The following is an 18565-nucleotide window of genomic DNA, read 5'->3' on the forward strand; positions in this document are numbered from 1 at the left end:
ACCAAAGAGGTGATATTTTGGATAAAGTTGAATACAAGATTCGAGCCGATGAGATCAAGGCTTTAATTGGGGAAGGCAGATTTGCCGAGGCTGTGAAGATTGCGGACACTATTGACTGGAAGCGTGTAAAGAGTGTTGCAATGCTTTGCACGATAAGTGATCTATATAAGATAAACAGACGCTTTGAAGAGAGCAGAGATATTCTGCTCATGGCATACGACAGACACCCCACGGGCAGAGCGATTGTATACTCCCTATGTGAACTTGCAATAAAAATGGGAGAGTTTGTTCAGGCAGTTGAATATTATAAAGAATTTGTCAGAATAGCGCCCAGAGATACAGGGCGATATATCTTACAGTATAAACTCTATGAAGCTCAGGAAGTAAGTCTTGAAGAGAGAATCGCTGTTCTCGAAGAATTCAAAAAACATGATTATAGAGAAAAATGGGTATATGAGTTGGCTTATCTTTATCATAGGATAGGTCTTACTACTGAGTGCATTGAAACATGCGATGAGATGTTTTTGTGGCTCGGAGACGGCAACTATGTCATGAAGGCGCTGGAGCTCAAGGCGCTTCACGAACCCTTATCCCCTGAACAGCAGGACAGATATATCAGATATAAGCAGAAACACGGCGGATATATAGACAGATCTATAGCATACAATAAAGAGGATCCTGCGCAGAACAGGATGCCTCAGAATATGCAGCAGTCTCAGGTATTTGGACAGGACACCAGAGAGATTCCACCTGTCTCAAATGATGTTGAGATCAAAGCTCCGTCCGTTGATGTAAGCGCATACAATACAATGAATCTGCAGGCAGCGCTTGCGGAGGAATTGAAACCATATATAGGAAACGATCAGCCACAGGCGCCTGTACAGCAGACAAGTTTTGCGCAGCAGGCAGAGGCGACGCAGTATCAGACAGGCTATGCAGCGCAGCCAGAGGCGGCGCAGTATCAGCAGGGCTATGCACCGCAGCCGGAAGCGGCGCAATACCAGGGATTCGCACAGCCCGGTTATCCACAGCAGCAACCGGGATTTTCGCAGTATCAGACCGGCTATGAGCAGCAACAGGATGTACCGCAGTATCCCGCAAGTTATGCACAGCAATTAGATGCAATGCAGTATCGGCAAAGCTATGCGCAGCAGGCAGAGACGGCACAATACCAGCAGAGTTTTGCGCAGCAGGCAGAGACAGAGCAGTACGGACAGAGCTTCGCACAGCAGGCAGAGGCAGAGCAGTACGCACAGAGCTTCGCACAGCAAGCGGAGGCAGAGCAATACGGGCAGAGCTTCGCACAGCAGCAGGAGACAGCGCAATCTCAGGATAACTTTGCAAGTCAGCCTGAGACACCTCAGCAGTCAGGCTTTGCGCAGTATCAGGAGGAGATGGCGCAGCCTAAGCCTGATACTATGGGTGTGCAGCAAGTATATGAAAATACAACCTTTGCAGAAGAAATGGCAGAGTCTTTAGAACCGGAAATTTTTGATGATGATGAAAATGACGGCTCTTTTTCGCGTGTTGGCGGAACTATAGGAGAGCCTACACCCGGCGGTATAGAGGAAGTATTTTTTGATACACATGAGATTCATGTGCCTGAGCAAGAGCCTGTATTTAAGCCGGCTCCCGAAGTCAGAAATGAAGTTCCCATGCAGGAACAGAGTTCAGATATAGCAGAAATAGCACAGGAAGAGACTTCAGGATTTTTTGATCTTGAAGATGTTCCGGATGAACAGCCTTCTTTCAGTGCAACTTATGAGACCAGACCGTTGGAAGAGGAAGTGCCGGGTGCGGTCATTCATCCGAACGGAAGCTACAGCATGCAGAATGTGAGAACAAATGCGAATGTGAATGAAAATTCAAATTCGGATGCAAATGTGGCTGACGCTGATGAGAACGGTAATGGACTTGATAATATACTTTCTCAGGATTATGACGGTCAGATCAAGCTTGCCGTTGAGCCTGACCCTGTGGTAGAAAAGCAGATCACGGGGCAGATCAGTATCTCCGAGTATATCCAGAACTGGGAACAGTTCAAGAAGGATCAGCAGGAGAGACAGTTAGAGAGCGTTAAGAAAAAGGTTTCGGATCAGACGGGAGATCTTTTTGCTGATTACGATGAGATAGCAAAGGCCGGACTTCAGGAGAAAATTGAGAAGGCAATTTCCGATGCCATTAAGAAGGAAAAGCAGAAGAGAGCATCGGGACGAGGCGACTGGTCAAGGGATAATGCCGACATTATCGACGAAGCTGTCGATGAAGTTATAAATAATGCAGAACAAGGCGTAGACAGTTCTTTTGAAAAAATAGACGAAGAAGAACCGGCTAAAGAGCCTGAGAAGAAAAAGGACAGATTTGCACGCGAAGATTTCGGTACTCCACAGAGCAAAGTAAAGCTGGAGAAAGAACCGGAAGAAGCTGCGCATGAAGACGACTCCGAAAGTCCTCAGAACAGAGGAAGAAACAGAAATTCCGACAGAAGGCCTCAGGGACAAAGACCTGAGAGAGTTGAGAGGCCGGAGAGAACGGAAAGAGCCGATGTGCAGAGAAACGAGAGTCAGGACGGAACACAGGGTGCAAAGAAGAAACTTAAGAAGCATAACTCCGGAAACAGAGAATTTGAAGAGAGAATAAGGAAGATGACTCCTGAAGAAAAGGAATTGTTCGGACCTTATATTCATCATAAGAAATCAAGAAGACAGATAATCAAGGCAATCGATAACATGAGCATGGATGCGTTTAGCGGAAATGTAATTGTTACCGGTGACGAGGGAGCAGGAACAATAAATCTTGCAAAGGGACTTATCCGCGTTGTGCAGGCATCCAATTCTGTCTTCAACGGAAAAGTTGCCAAGGTAGCCGCAAATACGCTTAATAAAAGGGGACCGGCAGCAATTTTTGATAAGCTGGCAAACGGTGCACTTGTTGTTCAGAGAGCGGCGGATCTTTTGCCTGATACAGCTGCTGAGCTCATAAAGATTCTCAAAGAACAGAAAAAGGGTATAATAATAGTAATGGAAGACACCAAGGAAGATATGGACAGATTCCTTGACAGTAATCCTGATTACAAAGAGAGTTTCAGCGTAAGAGTTGATATAGAGGCTCTTGATGATGAGTCGCTTGTTGCGTATGCTAAGCAGTATGCGCTTGAGAAAGAATATGCTATCGACAATCTCGGTATTCTCGCACTTCATACCAAGATATCCGAAAGCCAGACATTGTATCACGATGTTACGATTTCAGAGGTAAGGGATATGGTTGATGAGGCTATAGAAAATGCAGAGAGGAGATCGGTGTCTCATTTTGTTGATCTCATAGCACGCAAGCGATATGATGAAAATGATATGATAATCCTCAGAGAAAAAGATTTTATGCACTAAAAAAGCTTAAATATACTTACGAGGGGGATACATGGGCAAAAAAGTATTTATATCTGAAGCTGACGAATATTTATTCGGACAGGGAACGCACTATGAGATTTATGAGAAACTCGGAGCACATCCCACAGAAGAAAATGGGAAGAAGGGATACTTTTTTGCTGTGTGGGCACCAAATGCAGCAAAAGTCCATGTTGTCGGATCGTTCAACAACTGGGCTGAAGATGCGCACCCTCTAGAGCGTACTTCTGTCGGCAATATATGGACAGGTTTCATTCCGGGAGTTGGAGTGGGTGAATTGTACAAGTTCCTCATAACAACACCGGAAGGAAAAAAGCTGTATAAAGCCGATCCTTATGCAAATTATTCTGAACTTCGTCCCGGAAACGCATCCAGAACCACAGATTTATCCGGCTTTAAATGGTCGGACTCAGGTTGGTATGAAAAAATAAAGGGCAAGGATCCCAACAGACAGCCCATTGCAATCTACGAATGCCACATCGGTTCATGGATGAAACATCCGGATGGGACGGAAGATGGTTTTTATACTTACAGACAGTTCGCAGACAGAATTGTCGAGTATCTCAAAGAAATGCCTTATACCCACATTGAGCTCATAGGAATAGCTGAGCATCCTTTTGACGGGTCATGGGGCTATCAGGTTACGGGCTACTATGCCCCGACATCAAGATACGGTGAGCCTTCGGACTTTATGTATCTTGTCAACAAGCTTCACAAGAACAACATAGGAGTAATACTTGACTGGGTTCCCGCGCATTTTGCAACGGATGAATTCGGACTTTCCTGTTTTGACGGAAAATGCATTTATGAAGATCCCGACCCGAGAAAGGGCGAGCATCCAGACTGGGGAACCAAGATTTTTAATCTGGGTAAACCCGAGGTAAAAAATTTCCTTATTGCAAATGCTCTTTTCTGGATAAGAAAGTTCCATATAGACGGAATACGTGTGGATGCGGTCGCTTCCATGCTTTATCTTGATTATGGCAAAAAAGACGGACAGTGGGTTCCAAATAAATATGGTGAAAAAGAGAATCTCGATGCGATAGAGTTCTTTAAACATTTAAACAGCGTGGTAAGAGGGACATATCCCGAGTTTCTTACGATTGCCGAAGAATCTACGGCATGGCCTAAAGTCACAGCGCCACCTGAAGAGGATGGACTTGGATTTGCGTTTAAGTGGAACATGGGATGGATGCATGATTTTTGTGAGTACATGAAGCTTGATCCGTATTTCAGGCAGGGCGCTCACAATATGATGACCTTTGCCATGAGTTATAACAGCTCTGAGAATTATATTCTCCCTCTTTCGCATGATGAGGTTGTGCATCTTAAGTGTTCTATGCTTGAGAAGATGCCGGGGTACAAGGTTGATAAGTACGCGAACCTTCGTGCCGGCTATACATTCATGTTTGGGCATTCGGGCAAAAAACTTCTTTTCATGGGACAGGACTTTGCTCAGGAAAGAGAGTGGAGTGAGAAGCGGGAGCTTGACTGGTTCCTCTTGGCAAATGATCTCAACAGAGGAATGAAGGACTATGTTTCTCAGCTCTTGAAGATATACAGAAAATATCCCGCTATGTACGAAGTAGATAACGATTGGGGCGGATTTGAGTGGATAAATGCAGATGACAAGGAGCGCAGCACTTACAGCTTCTACAGACGTGCTATAGATGGTAAGGATAACCTGCTGTTTGTTATCAACATGACACCTGTTGAGAGAAAAGATTTTAAGGTCGGAGTTCCTTTTTCAGGCAAATATGTGCATATCCTGGACAGTAATGGAGTAGAGTTTGGCGGAAATGGCAGTAATATTCCAAGTGAGATAACTGCAAAGAAGGGACTCTGCGACTACAAAGACTACAGCATAACATTTGATCTTCCTGCGTACGGAGCTGAGGTATTTCGCTTTAAGGGAACGGCAAAGAAAAGGAAAAGCGCGAAAACTGCCGGAACCGTAAAAGAAAAAATATAAAAATTTTGATATTAAGAAATAAAATTTTTCAGCCGAAATAGAAGGTGACGGAATGTAAACCCGTCACCTTTTTAGATTACATAAGCAGTACATTTATATTAAAAATGAGGCGTATATGAACATTAATTTTCAGACTGTGACAGGGAAGAAGACAACTGAGGATTCTATGTACGTCGGCATGGATGCTGAGGACAGGATCAATAAGAGTGTGGTAAAGCAAAGCTCGGTGAGTGCGATTACCGTTAACCTTGATACAAGCATATTCAGTAATGATGTATATGCAAGTCATGCCAGAGGAGCTGAGGATATCAGCGAGATGGCAAAGAACACGGATGTTTTGACGCAGCATAATTATATGGCACTACTGTCAAATACTATGTCTGAGGAGGACTATGCCAAGGCTCTTCAGGATGGTTTTGATGTGAAAAATCTTAATAGTTCAGATACAGTGAACATCCTTGATAAGATCAAGGGTGTACTTTTGGAGTCCGGAGTTGAAGTTGCAGGTTTCAACGATGATATGAGCGTTGAGAAACTTACGAAGATAACGGGAAGCAGGTCACTTGCGGAGTCCATTCAAAAGGAGTTTTCCAAGAACGATATTCCAATGACCGTTGAGAATGTAAGAGGGGCAAAAGGAGCTTATGAAGAGGCTGCTCAGATTAAGGAGCCTTCAGACGGTGCGGTCAAATACATGGTTCTCAATAACATGAAGCCCACAATAAGCAATTTTTATCTTGCAGCTCACAGTACAAACGGACAGAATCTTTCGGGAAGAGGATTCTATGCGCAGGAAGCAGGCGGTTATTATGCGCAGAAAGCGGACAGCATAAACTGGGACAGTCTCGCTCCGCAGATAGATAAAGTGCTTGCCGAAGCAGGATATGATACAAATGATTCGGGGATAAGAAATGACGCAAAATGGATGGTTGAGCAGGGAATCCCGTTAACACCCGAAAATTTAAGCACGCTTACCGAAATTGCCAAGGTGGATTTTCCCATATCGGAGGAGGCTGCCGTTAAGGCGGCTGCATCTGCGATACTTGACGGTAAAAGTGCGGTTGAGGGAAATCTTGCGGATTCGGAAAGTAATATAGAAAAAGCAATCAGAGTTTATGAAAATACCAAGCTTATCACCGATGATGCGGTAAAGAGTGTTGTTGAAGAAGAAAAAGAGCTGAATATCAAGAATCTTGTTATGGCAAGCGGTGAAGGAGCGGGAGTTAACCCTGAGAATCCGACAGCTCTTTTGTCCGATAACGATCCCAAAGTCGTTGCGGCGAGACTTCAGCTTGAGGAAGTAAGACTTCGCATGAGTGTCGAAGCAAACAAAAACCTTTTGGACAGAGGTTTTGAGATAGATACGGCGCCAATGAGGAATCTTATCGAAGAGCTTTCGAACATCTTAAAAGACATAGAGGGTACGCAGGCAGGCGAGATCATAGACGACATCACAGGTGTTAAGGCATCGGGGCCTGCAAGAGTATATGACCTGACTCTTGAGAAGATTCAGATTATAAGTAAAGGCCCTGCGGACATTTCGGGACTCATGGCGGGAAGATTGCAGACAGCGACTCTTTCGCAGATAAGTGATGTCTCGGCGAGCCTTACAAGAAAGTTCAAGGCTGCGGGCGAAGGCTATGAATCTATGATGACCGCACCCAGAGCGGATCTTGGAGATAGTATTAAGAAAGCATTCAGAAATGTCGATGATATACTTCGGGATTTCGGCGAAGAGGCAAATGAGGAAAATCGCAGAGCGGTAAGAATACTTGGATATAACAGTATGGAGATCACGGAAGAGAATTTTGAAAACGTGAGGGCCTGGGACCGCAAGTTTGTCGCAACGCTTGAAAGACTTAAGCCCGGAGCGGTTTTGAATCTTATAAGAGAAGGAAACAATCCTCTCAATATGACGCTTGAGCAGCTTTCGGACAGCCTCGATCAGGGAATGTTTAACGGAAGCGGCGACGGAAAAAGAGATTCCGACAGATCCCGTGAAAAGTTCTCCAAGTTTATCTGCAAGCTTGAGCAGAAAAAAGATATCACGAAAGAAGAGAAGGCTTCTTTTATCGGAATATACAGACTTTTCCATACATTAAAGGCAAATGATTACAAGGCAATCGGTTCCGTATTAAAGACGGGAAAAGATATGACCTTGGGAAATCTTTTGATCGAGACAAGAAGTGGAAGGACCGCAAAGAGCGGCATTGATTATTCCGTGAGTGATAACTTTGGCGGAGTTGACCTAAAAGAAGGAAATTCTGTGAAAATTGACGAACAGATAAATTCGGCCTTCAGATTTTATAGGTCACAAGCCGATATAGTATATGAGAATCTCGAGCCCGAAAAATTAAAGGCAGCAAAACCCACGCCCGCTACAGAGTTGGAGGATTTTGCAAGGGCGCTTGAGAATGAAGAGATCGATCCTGAACTTGAGAAAGCATATATCAAAGATCAGGTGCAGGAGATACGAAATGTAGCCGGTTCAAAGGCTGCACCTGCCGCAATCGCAGAGATGGAAGCATTTGAAGTTGAGATGAATTTCAACAATCTTGAAGCTATGATCGGCGTGAGGCGGGATCGAAGAAACGGAAATTTATGGAACAGGGCGCAGGAGCTTGTAAAGAGAGATATAGCAGAAGATATGGATACTCTTACAGAAGCTCTTGATAATGACAATTACGAAGAGACTTATACTAAGAGTCTTGAAAATATTTCCGACAAACTTTCGGATGTACTTGTAGATCCGGAAACAGAGTACATTGATGTTAAGGCAATTACTCTTATGCAAAAACAGATTTCCGTGATGGCATACACATCGGAGAAAGGAACCTTCGAAGTGCCGGTGGAAATAGATGGAACAAAAGTATCAATGCACATCACTCTAAGGAGTGACAACAGCAGAATTTCAAGGATGGAAGCAAGTGTTCAGACTACAGACTACGGTCTTATCTCGGCAAATCTTTACCGGGAGGAAGGCGGTATAACGGGAATGCTTACAACAACGTATGCAGGAAGTCCCGAAGAGACTGAATATCTTGAAAGCGTAAAAACTAAGATGTGCGATAAATTAGCGGAGAAGATAGAGGATGCAGGTGTAGACCGAAACAGAATTGCGATTCTCTATAACGCACAGGCACAACCTACCAAAGTAGGCACGGTTAATGCACAAGCCATGGACGGCGAAAGTAATTTGACAGCAGATACAGGCACACTTTTGAAAATGGCGAAAGCATTTATAGAGGCGCTCTAAGCTCTATACGTGCAGAAAAGAGGTTAACATGAAAGTAAACTACAACATGTCCGCAATGATCGCAAACAATGCTTTACAGAAAAATGACAAGCTTCTTTCGGAATCACTTGAGAGACTTTCAAGTGGTCTTAAGATTGCAAATGCCAAGGATAATCCTTCGGGCCTTGCAATGTCCAGAAGAATGAATTCACAGATAGAAGGATTGGGAGTTGCAAATAACAGTGCAAACGACGGAATCTCAATCGTACAGGTTGCAGACGGAACACTCTCAGAGATACATGCGGTTCTCCAGAGAATGAGTCAGCTTGCAATTCAGTCAAGTAACGGAACACTCACCGAAAATGACAGAAAGACAATTCAGGAGGAAGTTACGCAGCTTAAACAGGAAATCGACAGAATGGCAAACACCACTCAGTTCAACGGACAAAATATTCTTGACGGCTCTTTTGACCTCAAAGGATATGTTACCGATGAGAGCGGCAAGTCAAATGCGAATATTAAAGTTGCAAGCTATTCAGATAACTTTGATGCCGGCAATTATGAAGTAAGAGGACTTGATATTGATTTTGCCAGACTTATGGGAAAAGCGGGTGTCGATAAAAAAGCTATCTTCAGTGAGGATGCGGATCTCAGCAATATAAAAGTATATAAGATAGGTGAAGACGGAAAAGAAGAACCTTACATGACAAATCATATGATCGCAAGCATAGAGGAAGACGTTCTTACACTGTCAGACGGCACCGGAAAGAGCATCAGCATAAAAATGGATGAGTCCTACAAGGGAACTCTTAATCTTGAGATCACCGGCAAGGGCGCGATGACAATGCAGGTTGGAGCAAACGAGGGACAGACACTTGATATCAGGATTCCGCAGGTGTCACTTACGGCGCTCAGGATCAGTAACCTTGATATGTCTAATCTTACAGGTGCAAATCAGGCAATTGACAGTCTGAAGGATGCAATCGAAACCGTTAATGCCATGAGAAGCAGGCTTGGTGCATATCAGAACAGACTTGAGCACACGGTAAGCGGTCTTGATATTACCGTTGAGAATATGACTGCGGCGTACTCAAGAATCATGGATGTAGATATGGCAGAGGAGATGACAATATATTCCACACAGCAGGTTCTTTCTCAGGCTGGAACATCAATGATGGCGCAGGCCAATGAAAGACCGGCGCAGATTCTGCAGCTCCTTCAGTAAACTTTTTTAACCGGTTGTATAGTAATCGAGGTGGACAATGACACAGGAAAAGAAGCAGGAATTTACCCTTAAGATATCACAGGCAAATAAAACTCAGCTCATCACAATCTTGTATGAGATGGTCATAGAGTATCTCAATGATGCGATAGATGAGATCGGTATAGGGAAAAAAGACGAAGCTGATAAGTATATTGGATATGCGCAGAGCTGCATTGACGAACTTATCAGATCTCTTAATCTCAGCTATGAGCTTGCCAAGAATCTACACGCCATCTATATTTTTTCAAAAAAGGAGCTTATGGTGGCAGGAGTCAATTACAGCAGCCATAAGATCTGGAGAGTGGTTCAGAATTTTAAGTGCTTAAAAGAAGCATATAAAGAAATCGAGAAGTATGACACAAGCAGTCCAATGATGGGAAATACCCAGAAGGTATACACGGGTCTTACATACGGAAGACACTGCCTGAATGAGGATCTTGCGATGGTATGTGCCAATCGAGGATATATGGCATAAATATACATTTTTTTGTTATACTTAAAATATGATAAATATTTGTATCGTAGAAGATGAGTCGGATCAGGCCGACTTACTCAGAAACTACATACAGACCTATGGGAATAAAAACAATCAGCAGGTTAACATAACCCACTTCTCTGACGGTATCGATCTTGTGGATGAGTATCGGGCACAGTTCGATATTATTCTCCTCGATATTCAAATGAAGCATCTGGACGGAATGGTTGCTGCTGAGAAAATCCGAAAGGTTGACGCTGACGTGGTAATTATTTTTATTACGTCAACGGTGAGATATGCCGTGCAGGGATATGCTGTCGATGCGCTTGGATATGTGCTTAAACCGGTGCCGTATCTGCAATTCGAGCAGCTGTTCGACAAGGCTATTTCGCGTGTTATGACCAAAAAAGAAAAGCTCTATATCAGGGTATCTGTGGACGAGCGACAACTTAAGCTTGATTGCGACAATATTTATTACATCGAGAGCCAGCGAAACAATGTCTGTATTCACTGTGCCGATGAAGATTATATAACTGCTGGACCGCTTAAAAAGTTTGAAGAAATGCTTAGCGGTCACGGTTTTAGTAAATGTCACAATGCTTATATCGTGAATCTGTCTTACGTTGAAGGTGTCAGGAAGGAAGAAGTTCTTTTGACGAGTGGGATCGTTCTTCCCATAAGCCGCGCACGTAAGAAGGAATTTATGATGGCGCTGACGGAAGATATTTTGTAAAAAAGAGGAGAATCTATGGATTTTTCATCATTCTTAGACCCGAAGAATTTACAGGATACCCCGCGACTTTTTACCGCCATTGCTGAATGGCTGGCGGTTTTTATATATTTCAATATTTATAAAAGAGACAGTCATGGCAAGCTGTATGCATTGCAGTGTGTACTTTCGTTTGCCGCACAGGTGGGATTTCAGTTTGTGGCAGGTCTTTTGCCGATAGGATTCTGGATCCCCAGCATGGTCGGTGCCGTGGCTTTGATGTATCTGACTCTGTACATGGTACTTGACATTAAGCCCAGGGACTGCGGCGTCATAACAACGCATGCGTTTGTTCTTGCAGAATTTTCAGCCAGTCTGTACAAGCAGTTGTATGTATGGGCTGTATATCTTAACGGATATGAAGGCTTTCTTCCGTCATTTGCGGTCATGTTCGTTGTCTTTGCACTGACCTATAATATCTACTATCGCATTGAACGTGATAATTTCCCCGGAAACAGAAATCTAAATATAAGTGAGCGCGAGCTTATCAGTGTCATTGCAACAGGTATCGGCGCTTTCATAATGTCCAACATAAGCTTTGTCACTAAAAGGACTCCGTTTTCAGCAACCGAGAACATGCTCTATGTCCGTACTCTTGTTGACTTTGGAGGAATGTTGATGCTCATGACTGAGATGGGACGAAGGAACGAGATGGCGGCAAAGAGTGAGAACGACGCAATTAATCAGCTTTTCCAGAGACAGTATGAGCAGTACAAACTTGCCATAGATAATTCCGAGGCGCTACGAAAAGAGATACATGACATGAAGCATTACGTCCTTGCGCTTAAAAATGAGGACGATCCCAAGAAACGTGCGGAAGTTTTGGATGATATGGAGCAGGCGATCGCAATCCAGGAATCGTTTATGAATACCGGAAACCGCGTTCTTGATGTAATTCTTACGACCAAGAGCCTTCAGTGCCAGAAGAAAGACATCACTTTAAATGCCATGGTTGACGGAGATGTTCTTTCGGCAATTCATGTAAAAGATATCTGTTCTCTTTTTGGAAATATTATCGACAATGCAATTGAAGCGACTCAGGTACTTACTGATAAGGAGAAAAGACTTATCACTTTGTCCGTACGAAGCCGCAATCAGTTCATTATTATTGAATGCGAAAATTGCTCCGACGGATCTTTTGTGCGCCTTAAAAACAATCAGCGCCGCAGGATCTTTCGCGGTACGAATCTGCCCAAGACCACCAAGGCAGATAATGTTAAACATGGCTATGGCCTTAAATCCATAGCGCAGGTGGCGGAAAAATACGGCGGAAACATGAACTGTACGTATGAAGACGGATGGTTCAAGGTTAAAGTCATCCTTTCATACAAAGAATAGCGTAGAAACCTTGTGAAGTGTGGATTTCACGAGGTTTTTTGCGTGCTTATCAATTCATTTTTTCTTTTCTCTATGCAAGTTATCACGAATAAATGACAAGTTATCCTTGCACAAACTCCATTAATAAAAATACATGTTATAACAAAAATACAGACAAGGAGGTACGCTTTTTGAACGCAAAAGATATTATTTCAAAGCTCTCTTTATTAGAGAAAGCAGCATTATTAGGCGGAAAGAACGAGTGGGAATCAAGAGACATTCCCCGACTTAATATACAGTCCATTACATTTGCAGATGGACCTCACGGTCTTAGAAGACAGGAAGGTGCCGGAGATCATTTGGGACTTAATGCATCACTTCCCGCAACATGTTTTCCGACAGCAGCAACTGTAGCGAACAGCTGGGATGAAAAACTTGGTGAGGAAATCGGACAGGCTCTCGGTGAAGAGGCCTTGGCGCAGAAGGTAGACGTTCTCTTAGGCCCCGGCCTTAATATGAAACGTTCACCGCTTTGCGGACGAAACTTCGAATACTTTTCGGAAGATCCGATACTTGCAGGTAAGATGGCGGCTGCATATGTGAGAGGAATACAGAGTAAAAATATTTATTCATGTCCGAAACACTTTGCGGTTAACTCAAGAGAATACCGCCGAATGGCTATGAATGCGGTAGTTGATGAGCGGACCTTACGTGAAATATATCTGACTGCATTTGAGATTGCGGTAAAAGAGGGTGGAGCCAAAGCAATCATGTCGGCATACAACGAGGTAAACGGCGAGTATGCCAATGAGAATAAGCATCTTTTGGTGGACATTCTTAGAGAAGAATGGGGATTCGACGGACTTGTGGTAACGGATTGGGGCGCAAGTAACGACCACGTTGAAGGCGTTAAGTGCAGATCAAATGTTGAGATGCCAAATCCGGGACTTGATTCGGCAAGAGAGCTGATAAAGGCAGTTAAGGAAGGACTCATCACTGAAGAAGAGATAGACACAGCAGTTCTTCCCGTTATCGAAGCAGCTTTACATGTAAAGGATAACGACCATACCAAAAAATTTGATGTTAAAGCACACCATGAACTTGCAAGGAAAGCGGCAGCAAATTCAGCAGTTCTTTTGAAAAATGACGAAGACATTCTTCCGCTTGAAGCAGGAACAAAAGTTGCACTTAGAGGGCCATTTGTTGATAAGCCCAGATATCAGGGATCGGGAAGTTCTCAGGTAAATTCCACAAAGGTTGAGAAGGTCTCTGAAGTTATCGGAAATTATAACCTTGAGGTTGTGGAAGATCCAAGAGAAGCAGACGTAGTTCTGTATTTCTTCGGACTTGATGAGATCGCAGAGAGCGAAGGCGCTGACAGAATGTCGATGGACATCCCCGAATATCAGGTGAAGGAACTTAAGAAGCTGATCGCTCTTAACAAGAATATCGTAGGAGTTATGAGCGCGGGATCTGCTGTGAAGATGCCATGGCTTGATAATCTGAAGGCACTTCTTCACGGATATCTTACGGGACAGGCAGGCGCAAGTGCATTGCTGGATATTATAACGGGTAAAACGGTTCCGACAGGTAAGCTGTCTGAGTCATATCCTTTTTCTTATACAGATTGTTCGATAGTAAATTTCTCAGCTGATGATACGAGAAATCTTCAGTACAGAGAAGGTCCTTTTATCGGTTATCGCTACTATGATACCGCCGGAGTTGCAGTGCAGTTCCCGTTTGGATTCGGATTGTCCTATACAACATTTGAGTATGGCAATCTGGAGGTTACGGAAGACGGCGTATCATTTACTGTTACCAATACGGGAAAGTATGACGGCGCCGAGATCGCACAGTTATATGTAGGAAAAAAGAACAGCGGACTTATCCGTCCGAGAAAAGAGCTTAAAGGTTTTGCAAAGGTATGGCTCAAAGCCGGTGAATCAAAGGAAGTTACGATTTCTTTTGACGATAAGACATTCCGTTACTTCTCGACAGTGTCAGATAAATGGGAAGTAGAAGGCGGAGAGTATCGCATATATGTAGGCGGAAATGTTCGTGACATCGCTCTTGAAGGAAGCATTGTTAAGGAAGGCACCATAGAGGAACTTCCTTATGATATCAAGACATTTTCAAGATACAGGAGCGGACAGGTACGAAACGTTCACTACGACGAATTTGAAAAAATATATGGCAGGGCGCTTCCCGAAGAGAAGGTCGGACCGCTTGATATAAATGATGCGCTATGTCAGATGGATACCGCAAAGAGCGTTCTGTGCAGACTTGTTTATAAGATTTTGGAAAGAAAACTGGAAAAATCTTATGAGAAGGGCGTTCCGAATCTCAACATAATGTTTATTTACAATATGCCATTCAGGGCAATTTGCAAGATGTCCGGAGGTATGGTCTCGAGAGATATGGTTGAGAGCATAGTAACTATCGTAAACGGTCATTTCTTCAAAGGACTTGGAGGCGTAATCATCGGATTCTTCCGCAACAAGAGTGCGAATAAGAAATACGAGAAGAAGCTTGGAAATATTTAATAGGAGATAAGGGAATGAATCTTTGGAAGCAATTTGAAGAAAAATATCCTAAAGCAGCCAAGTGGGTGCGTGAGGGCGGATTATTCGTGATCGTCAGCAACCTGATAACGATATTTAAGTATCTTTTGCTGACATTCCTCCCCGCAGCATTTGCTTTTCTGGGAGATAAATCGTTTGGCTGGCCGGGAATACCGCTTACTGTCGCAGGTGAAACATTTAGCTGGAACATTCTGGGTTATGACAGTGCTCACGGCGGATTGGCTTATTTTACGGCTTATATGATCGCGATGGTCATAGGAGAATGCATTAATTTTCCTATCCAGAAAGTGTTTGTTTTCCGCAATCACGATAAGCCCGGCAAGCAGATCGCATGGTATGTCATGGCATTTATTGTGATCACATGCATTGTAAATTCAATCAACTGCATCTGGGTAGCCGTGGCGGGCAAGTTCGTTGCTCCCTGGCTTTACAACATAGGAACTACAGTACTTAACGGAGGAGTTTCAATGGTCGTATTTTTCTTTGTTAATAAGATCATTTTCCCTGAGACTCCGAAGAAAGCATGAATTTTTATTAAATTGGTCATAGAGGACAAGGGTCCTTTAGATATTTTCTTTCATCTAAAGCAAAGGAGGAGAAGAGAGAAATGTTAAACATTAACCCCGCGGACGTCATTGCCGTCCTCAAAACAATGATACCTCAGCTTGTTATTCTCGGTGTGGTATTATTGGCAGCAATCATCGCAACACTGTCAGTTATAAAGAAGACAGAGCCGGTGCGCAAATTCGTGCGTAAGCAGGCGTGGCTTGCATTTTTACTTACAGTTGTCATTGTGATTTCTAACATATTGCTTGTTCCGATGTATTCTATGGTGAACATGGCAATGGGTGGAGGAACTATTTCAGATGAAGCTATCGAAGAAGCCAAGGCGCTTTGTACTGAGATAGCCGAAGAAGGTATCGTTATGCTTAAGAACGATGCGCAGGCACTTCCTCTTGCAGAAGGTAGTAAGGTAAACGTATTTGGATGGTCATCCACAAATCCTATTTACGGTGGTACAGGATCGGGAGCTCTTTCAGATGCTTATCCTACCGTAGATTTCCTTACAGGACTTACCGATGCAGGAATTGAGTACAATCAGGATCTTGTTGATTTCTACAAGGGCTGGAGAGATGCAAGACCTATAGTTGGAATGATCGGACAGGACTGGACAATTCCTGAGCCTATGGTTTCAGATTATGAGAATCTTATAACAGATGCAAAGAATTATTCAGATACAGCTATCTTGTTCATCGCTCGTTCAGGCGGTGAAGGTGCAGATCTTCCAACTTCTTATGACGGACCGGACACATTCTCAACAGAGGGACCTTTCGGTGCACTTGGTGTTCGTTTCTCAGATCAGAAGGACGATCTTGATGCTTCAAAGTCTTATCTTGAATTGTCAAACAGAGAAAAGACTCTTCTTGATAAGGTAACATCAACTTTTGATAAGGTTATACTTGTTGTAAATTCTGCAAATGCCATGGAACTTGGCTTTGTAAAAGATTATTCACAGATTAAGTCAGTGCTTTACTGCCCCGGAACAGGTCAGACAGGTTTCGATGGTCTTGGGGAGATCATCGCAGGTAAGATCAATCCTTCCGGAAAGACTGCAGATATTTTCCTTGCAGATCTTATGAACACACCTACATCAAATAACTTTGGTGATTTCGATTACACAAACATGAGCGAATTTGGAGTTGATAACATGTTCGCTGAGGGAGGAAAAGCCTTCCCTACATTTGTAAATTATGTAGAGGGTATCTACGTAGGATACAAATATTATGAGACTGCAGCTGTTGAAGCAGCAGCCGGAAACTATGAATTTGATTATGATGCAAATGTAGTTTATCCGTTTGGATACGGACTTTCATACACAACATTCACTCAGGAGATGGGTGAAATAAACAACGACGGTACAAATATTTCATTCGATGTTACCGTAACAAATACAGGAAATGTAGCAGGTAAGGATGTTGTTGAAGTATACTTCAATCCTCCTTATACAAACGGCGGAATCGAAAAGGCCGCAGCTAACCTTGTTGCTTTTGAAAAGACTGAGACTCTTGAGCCCGGTGCTTCAGCAACAGTATCCATTTCTTTCCCTGTGGAAGATATGGCTTCATATGACACATACGGTCACGGATGTTATGTACTTGAGTCTGGAGATTATGAGATTTCAATCAACAGCGATTCACATAACAAGATTGCAGCAAAGACTGTAAATATCGGTTCTGAAGTTGTATACGATCAGAACAATAAGCGTTCAACAGATCAGGTTGCCGCAACAAATCAGTTTGGATTTGCAGAAGGCGGTGTAACATACCTTTCACGTGCGGACGGATTTAAGAACTATGCAGAAGCAACTGCAGCTCCCAAGTCATTTGAGCTTGCAGAAGAGTACAAAAAAGATTATGTAAACAACACAAATTATAATGAAGTTGATTACAATAACGAAGCAGACGCTATGCCTGCAACAGGTGCAAAGAACGGCATCAAGCTTGAACAGCTCAGAGGACTTGAGTATGACGATCCTATGTGGGAGTCACTCCTTGATGAGATGAGTGTTGCAGAGATGAACACACTTATCGAGCTTGGCGGATATGAGACATCGGCAGTTGAGTCTATCGGAAAAGTTATGACTTATGACTGTGACGGTCCTGCATCTATCAACAACAACTTTACGCATCAGGGATCTATCGGATTCCCTGCAGCGGTAATGATCGCTTGCACATGGAATAAAGATATAGCTCACAGATTCGGTGCTTCTATCGGACGTATGGCTAACGATATGGATGTATCAGGTTGGTATGCACCTGCTACAAATACACACAGATCTGCTTTTGCAGGACGTAACTTTGAGTATTACTCAGAGGACGGAGTACTTGCAGGGTGGATGTGCGCAAATGCAGTACAGGGCGCACGTGAGTGGGGCGTATACTCATACGTTAAGCACTTTGCCACAAACGATCAGGAGACGAACCGTACCGGACTTCTCTGCACATGGCTTAATGAGCAGTCTCTTCGTGAGATTTACCTTAAGTCCTTCGAGATTGCATTTAAGAACGGTAATCCCGGTGCAACAATGGTAGCTTTCAACAACATCGGTATTGAACCTGCCGAGGCTTGCTCTGCACTTCTTAACACAGTTCTTCGTGGTGAGTGGGGATTCCGTGGATTTGCTGAAACAGATTATTTCGGTGGATACGGATATCAGGATGCCGATCGTATGATCAGAAACGGCTGCGATCTGATGCTTGCAACATACTCAACACCGGAGTCAACTGTTACAGATCAGACAAGTGCAACATCACTTAATGCAATGAGAACTGCATCAAAGAACATTTTGTACACTGTTGTAAACAGCCGTGCATATGACAAAGCAGTTAATACAGGGCTTCCTACATGGGTTAAGATCCTCTACGGAGTAGACGTTCTTCTTATCGCATGCATCGGATTCCTTGAGTATCGTGCAATTAAGACATATATGGCTAAAAAGAAGGAAACAGATCCTGTTGTAGAAACACAGACACAGGAATAATAAATT

General features: G+C 43.4%; 10 protein-coding genes. All 10 read left to right on the forward strand.

All coding sequences use genetic code 11. The features are described from left to right. Positions 1–17: 17 nt before the first annotated feature. The 10 genes from BLP87_RS12155 (at position 18) to BLP87_RS12200 (ending at position 18559) form a co-directional block, all read left to right on the forward strand. Positions 18–3386, forward strand: a complete 3369-nt coding sequence (locus BLP87_RS12155) for a tetratricopeptide repeat protein (protein WP_074462909.1) — start codon at positions 18–20, stop codon at positions 3384–3386. Positions 3387–3417: 31 nt separating this feature from the next. Next, positions 3418–5376, forward strand: a complete 1959-nt coding sequence (gene glgB, locus BLP87_RS12160) for a 1,4-alpha-glucan branching protein GlgB (protein WP_074462910.1) — start codon at positions 3418–3420, stop codon at positions 5374–5376. Between the two features lie 115 nt (positions 5377–5491). Further along, entirely contained in the window at positions 5492–8632 is a 3141-nt protein-coding gene (locus BLP87_RS12165; protein ID WP_074462911.1) for a DUF6240 domain-containing protein, read from the forward strand. A 28-nt stretch (positions 8633–8660) separates the two neighbouring features. Continuing rightward, a complete protein-coding gene (locus BLP87_RS12170; RefSeq protein WP_074462912.1) occupies positions 8661–9836 on the forward strand; it encodes a flagellin N-terminal helical domain-containing protein in 1176 nt (391 codons plus the stop codon). 37 nt (positions 9837–9873) lie between these two features. Beyond that, a complete protein-coding gene (locus tag BLP87_RS12175) occupies positions 9874–10350 on the forward strand; it encodes a flagellar export chaperone FliS (protein ID WP_074462913.1) in 477 nt (158 codons plus the stop codon). A gap of 28 nt (positions 10351–10378) precedes the next feature. Continuing rightward, positions 10379–11083, forward strand: a complete 705-nt coding sequence (locus BLP87_RS12180; RefSeq protein WP_074462914.1) for a LytR/AlgR family response regulator transcription factor — start codon at positions 10379–10381, stop codon at positions 11081–11083. Between the two features lie 15 nt (positions 11084–11098). Next, a complete protein-coding gene (locus tag BLP87_RS12185; RefSeq protein WP_074462915.1) occupies positions 11099–12457 on the forward strand; it encodes an ATP-binding protein in 1359 nt (452 codons plus the stop codon). 170 nt (positions 12458–12627) lie between these two features. Next, the gene (locus tag BLP87_RS12190) at positions 12628–14979 is read left to right on the forward strand and encodes a glycoside hydrolase family 3 C-terminal domain-containing protein (protein ID WP_074462916.1); all 2352 of its coding nucleotides are present in this window, start codon (positions 12628–12630) and stop codon (positions 14977–14979) included. Between the two features lie 14 nt (positions 14980–14993). Beyond that, positions 14994–15545, forward strand: coding sequence for a GtrA family protein (locus tag BLP87_RS12195; RefSeq protein ID WP_074462917.1), 552 nt, complete (start codon positions 14994–14996; stop codon positions 15543–15545). A gap of 80 nt (positions 15546–15625) precedes the next feature. Next, positions 15626–18559: a glycoside hydrolase family 3 protein gene (locus BLP87_RS12200; RefSeq protein ID WP_074462918.1), complete on the forward strand. Its 2934-nt coding sequence runs from the start codon at positions 15626–15628 to the stop codon at positions 18557–18559. Positions 18560–18565 lie beyond the last annotated feature (6 nt).

Origin of the sequence: Butyrivibrio hungatei (assembly GCF_900101605.1) — a bacterium.
Taxonomy (GTDB): Bacteria; Bacillota; Clostridia; order Lachnospirales; family Lachnospiraceae; genus Butyrivibrio; species Butyrivibrio hungatei_B.

What these genes read in the sequence shown, in the direction of transcription:
- glgB (WP_074462910.1), top strand. Translation starts at nt 3,418, where the DNA reads ATGGGCAAAAAAGTATTTATATCTGAAGCTGACGAATATTTATTCGGA.
- BLP87_RS12165 (WP_074462911.1), top strand. Translation starts at nt 5,492, where the DNA reads ATGAACATTAATTTTCAGACTGTGACAGGGAAGAAGACAACTGAGGAT.
- BLP87_RS12170 (WP_074462912.1), top strand. Translation starts at nt 8,661, where the DNA reads ATGAAAGTAAACTACAACATGTCCGCAATGATCGCAAACAATGCTTTA.
- BLP87_RS12175 (WP_074462913.1), top strand. Translation starts at nt 9,874, where the DNA reads ATGACACAGGAAAAGAAGCAGGAATTTACCCTTAAGATATCACAGGCA.
- BLP87_RS12180 (WP_074462914.1), top strand. Translation starts at nt 10,379, where the DNA reads ATGATAAATATTTGTATCGTAGAAGATGAGTCGGATCAGGCCGACTTA.
- BLP87_RS12185 (WP_074462915.1), top strand. Translation starts at nt 11,099, where the DNA reads ATGGATTTTTCATCATTCTTAGACCCGAAGAATTTACAGGATACCCCG.
- BLP87_RS12195 (WP_074462917.1), top strand. Translation starts at nt 14,994, where the DNA reads ATGAATCTTTGGAAGCAATTTGAAGAAAAATATCCTAAAGCAGCCAAG.
- BLP87_RS12200 (WP_074462918.1), top strand. Translation starts at nt 15,626, where the DNA reads ATGTTAAACATTAACCCCGCGGACGTCATTGCCGTCCTCAAAACAATG.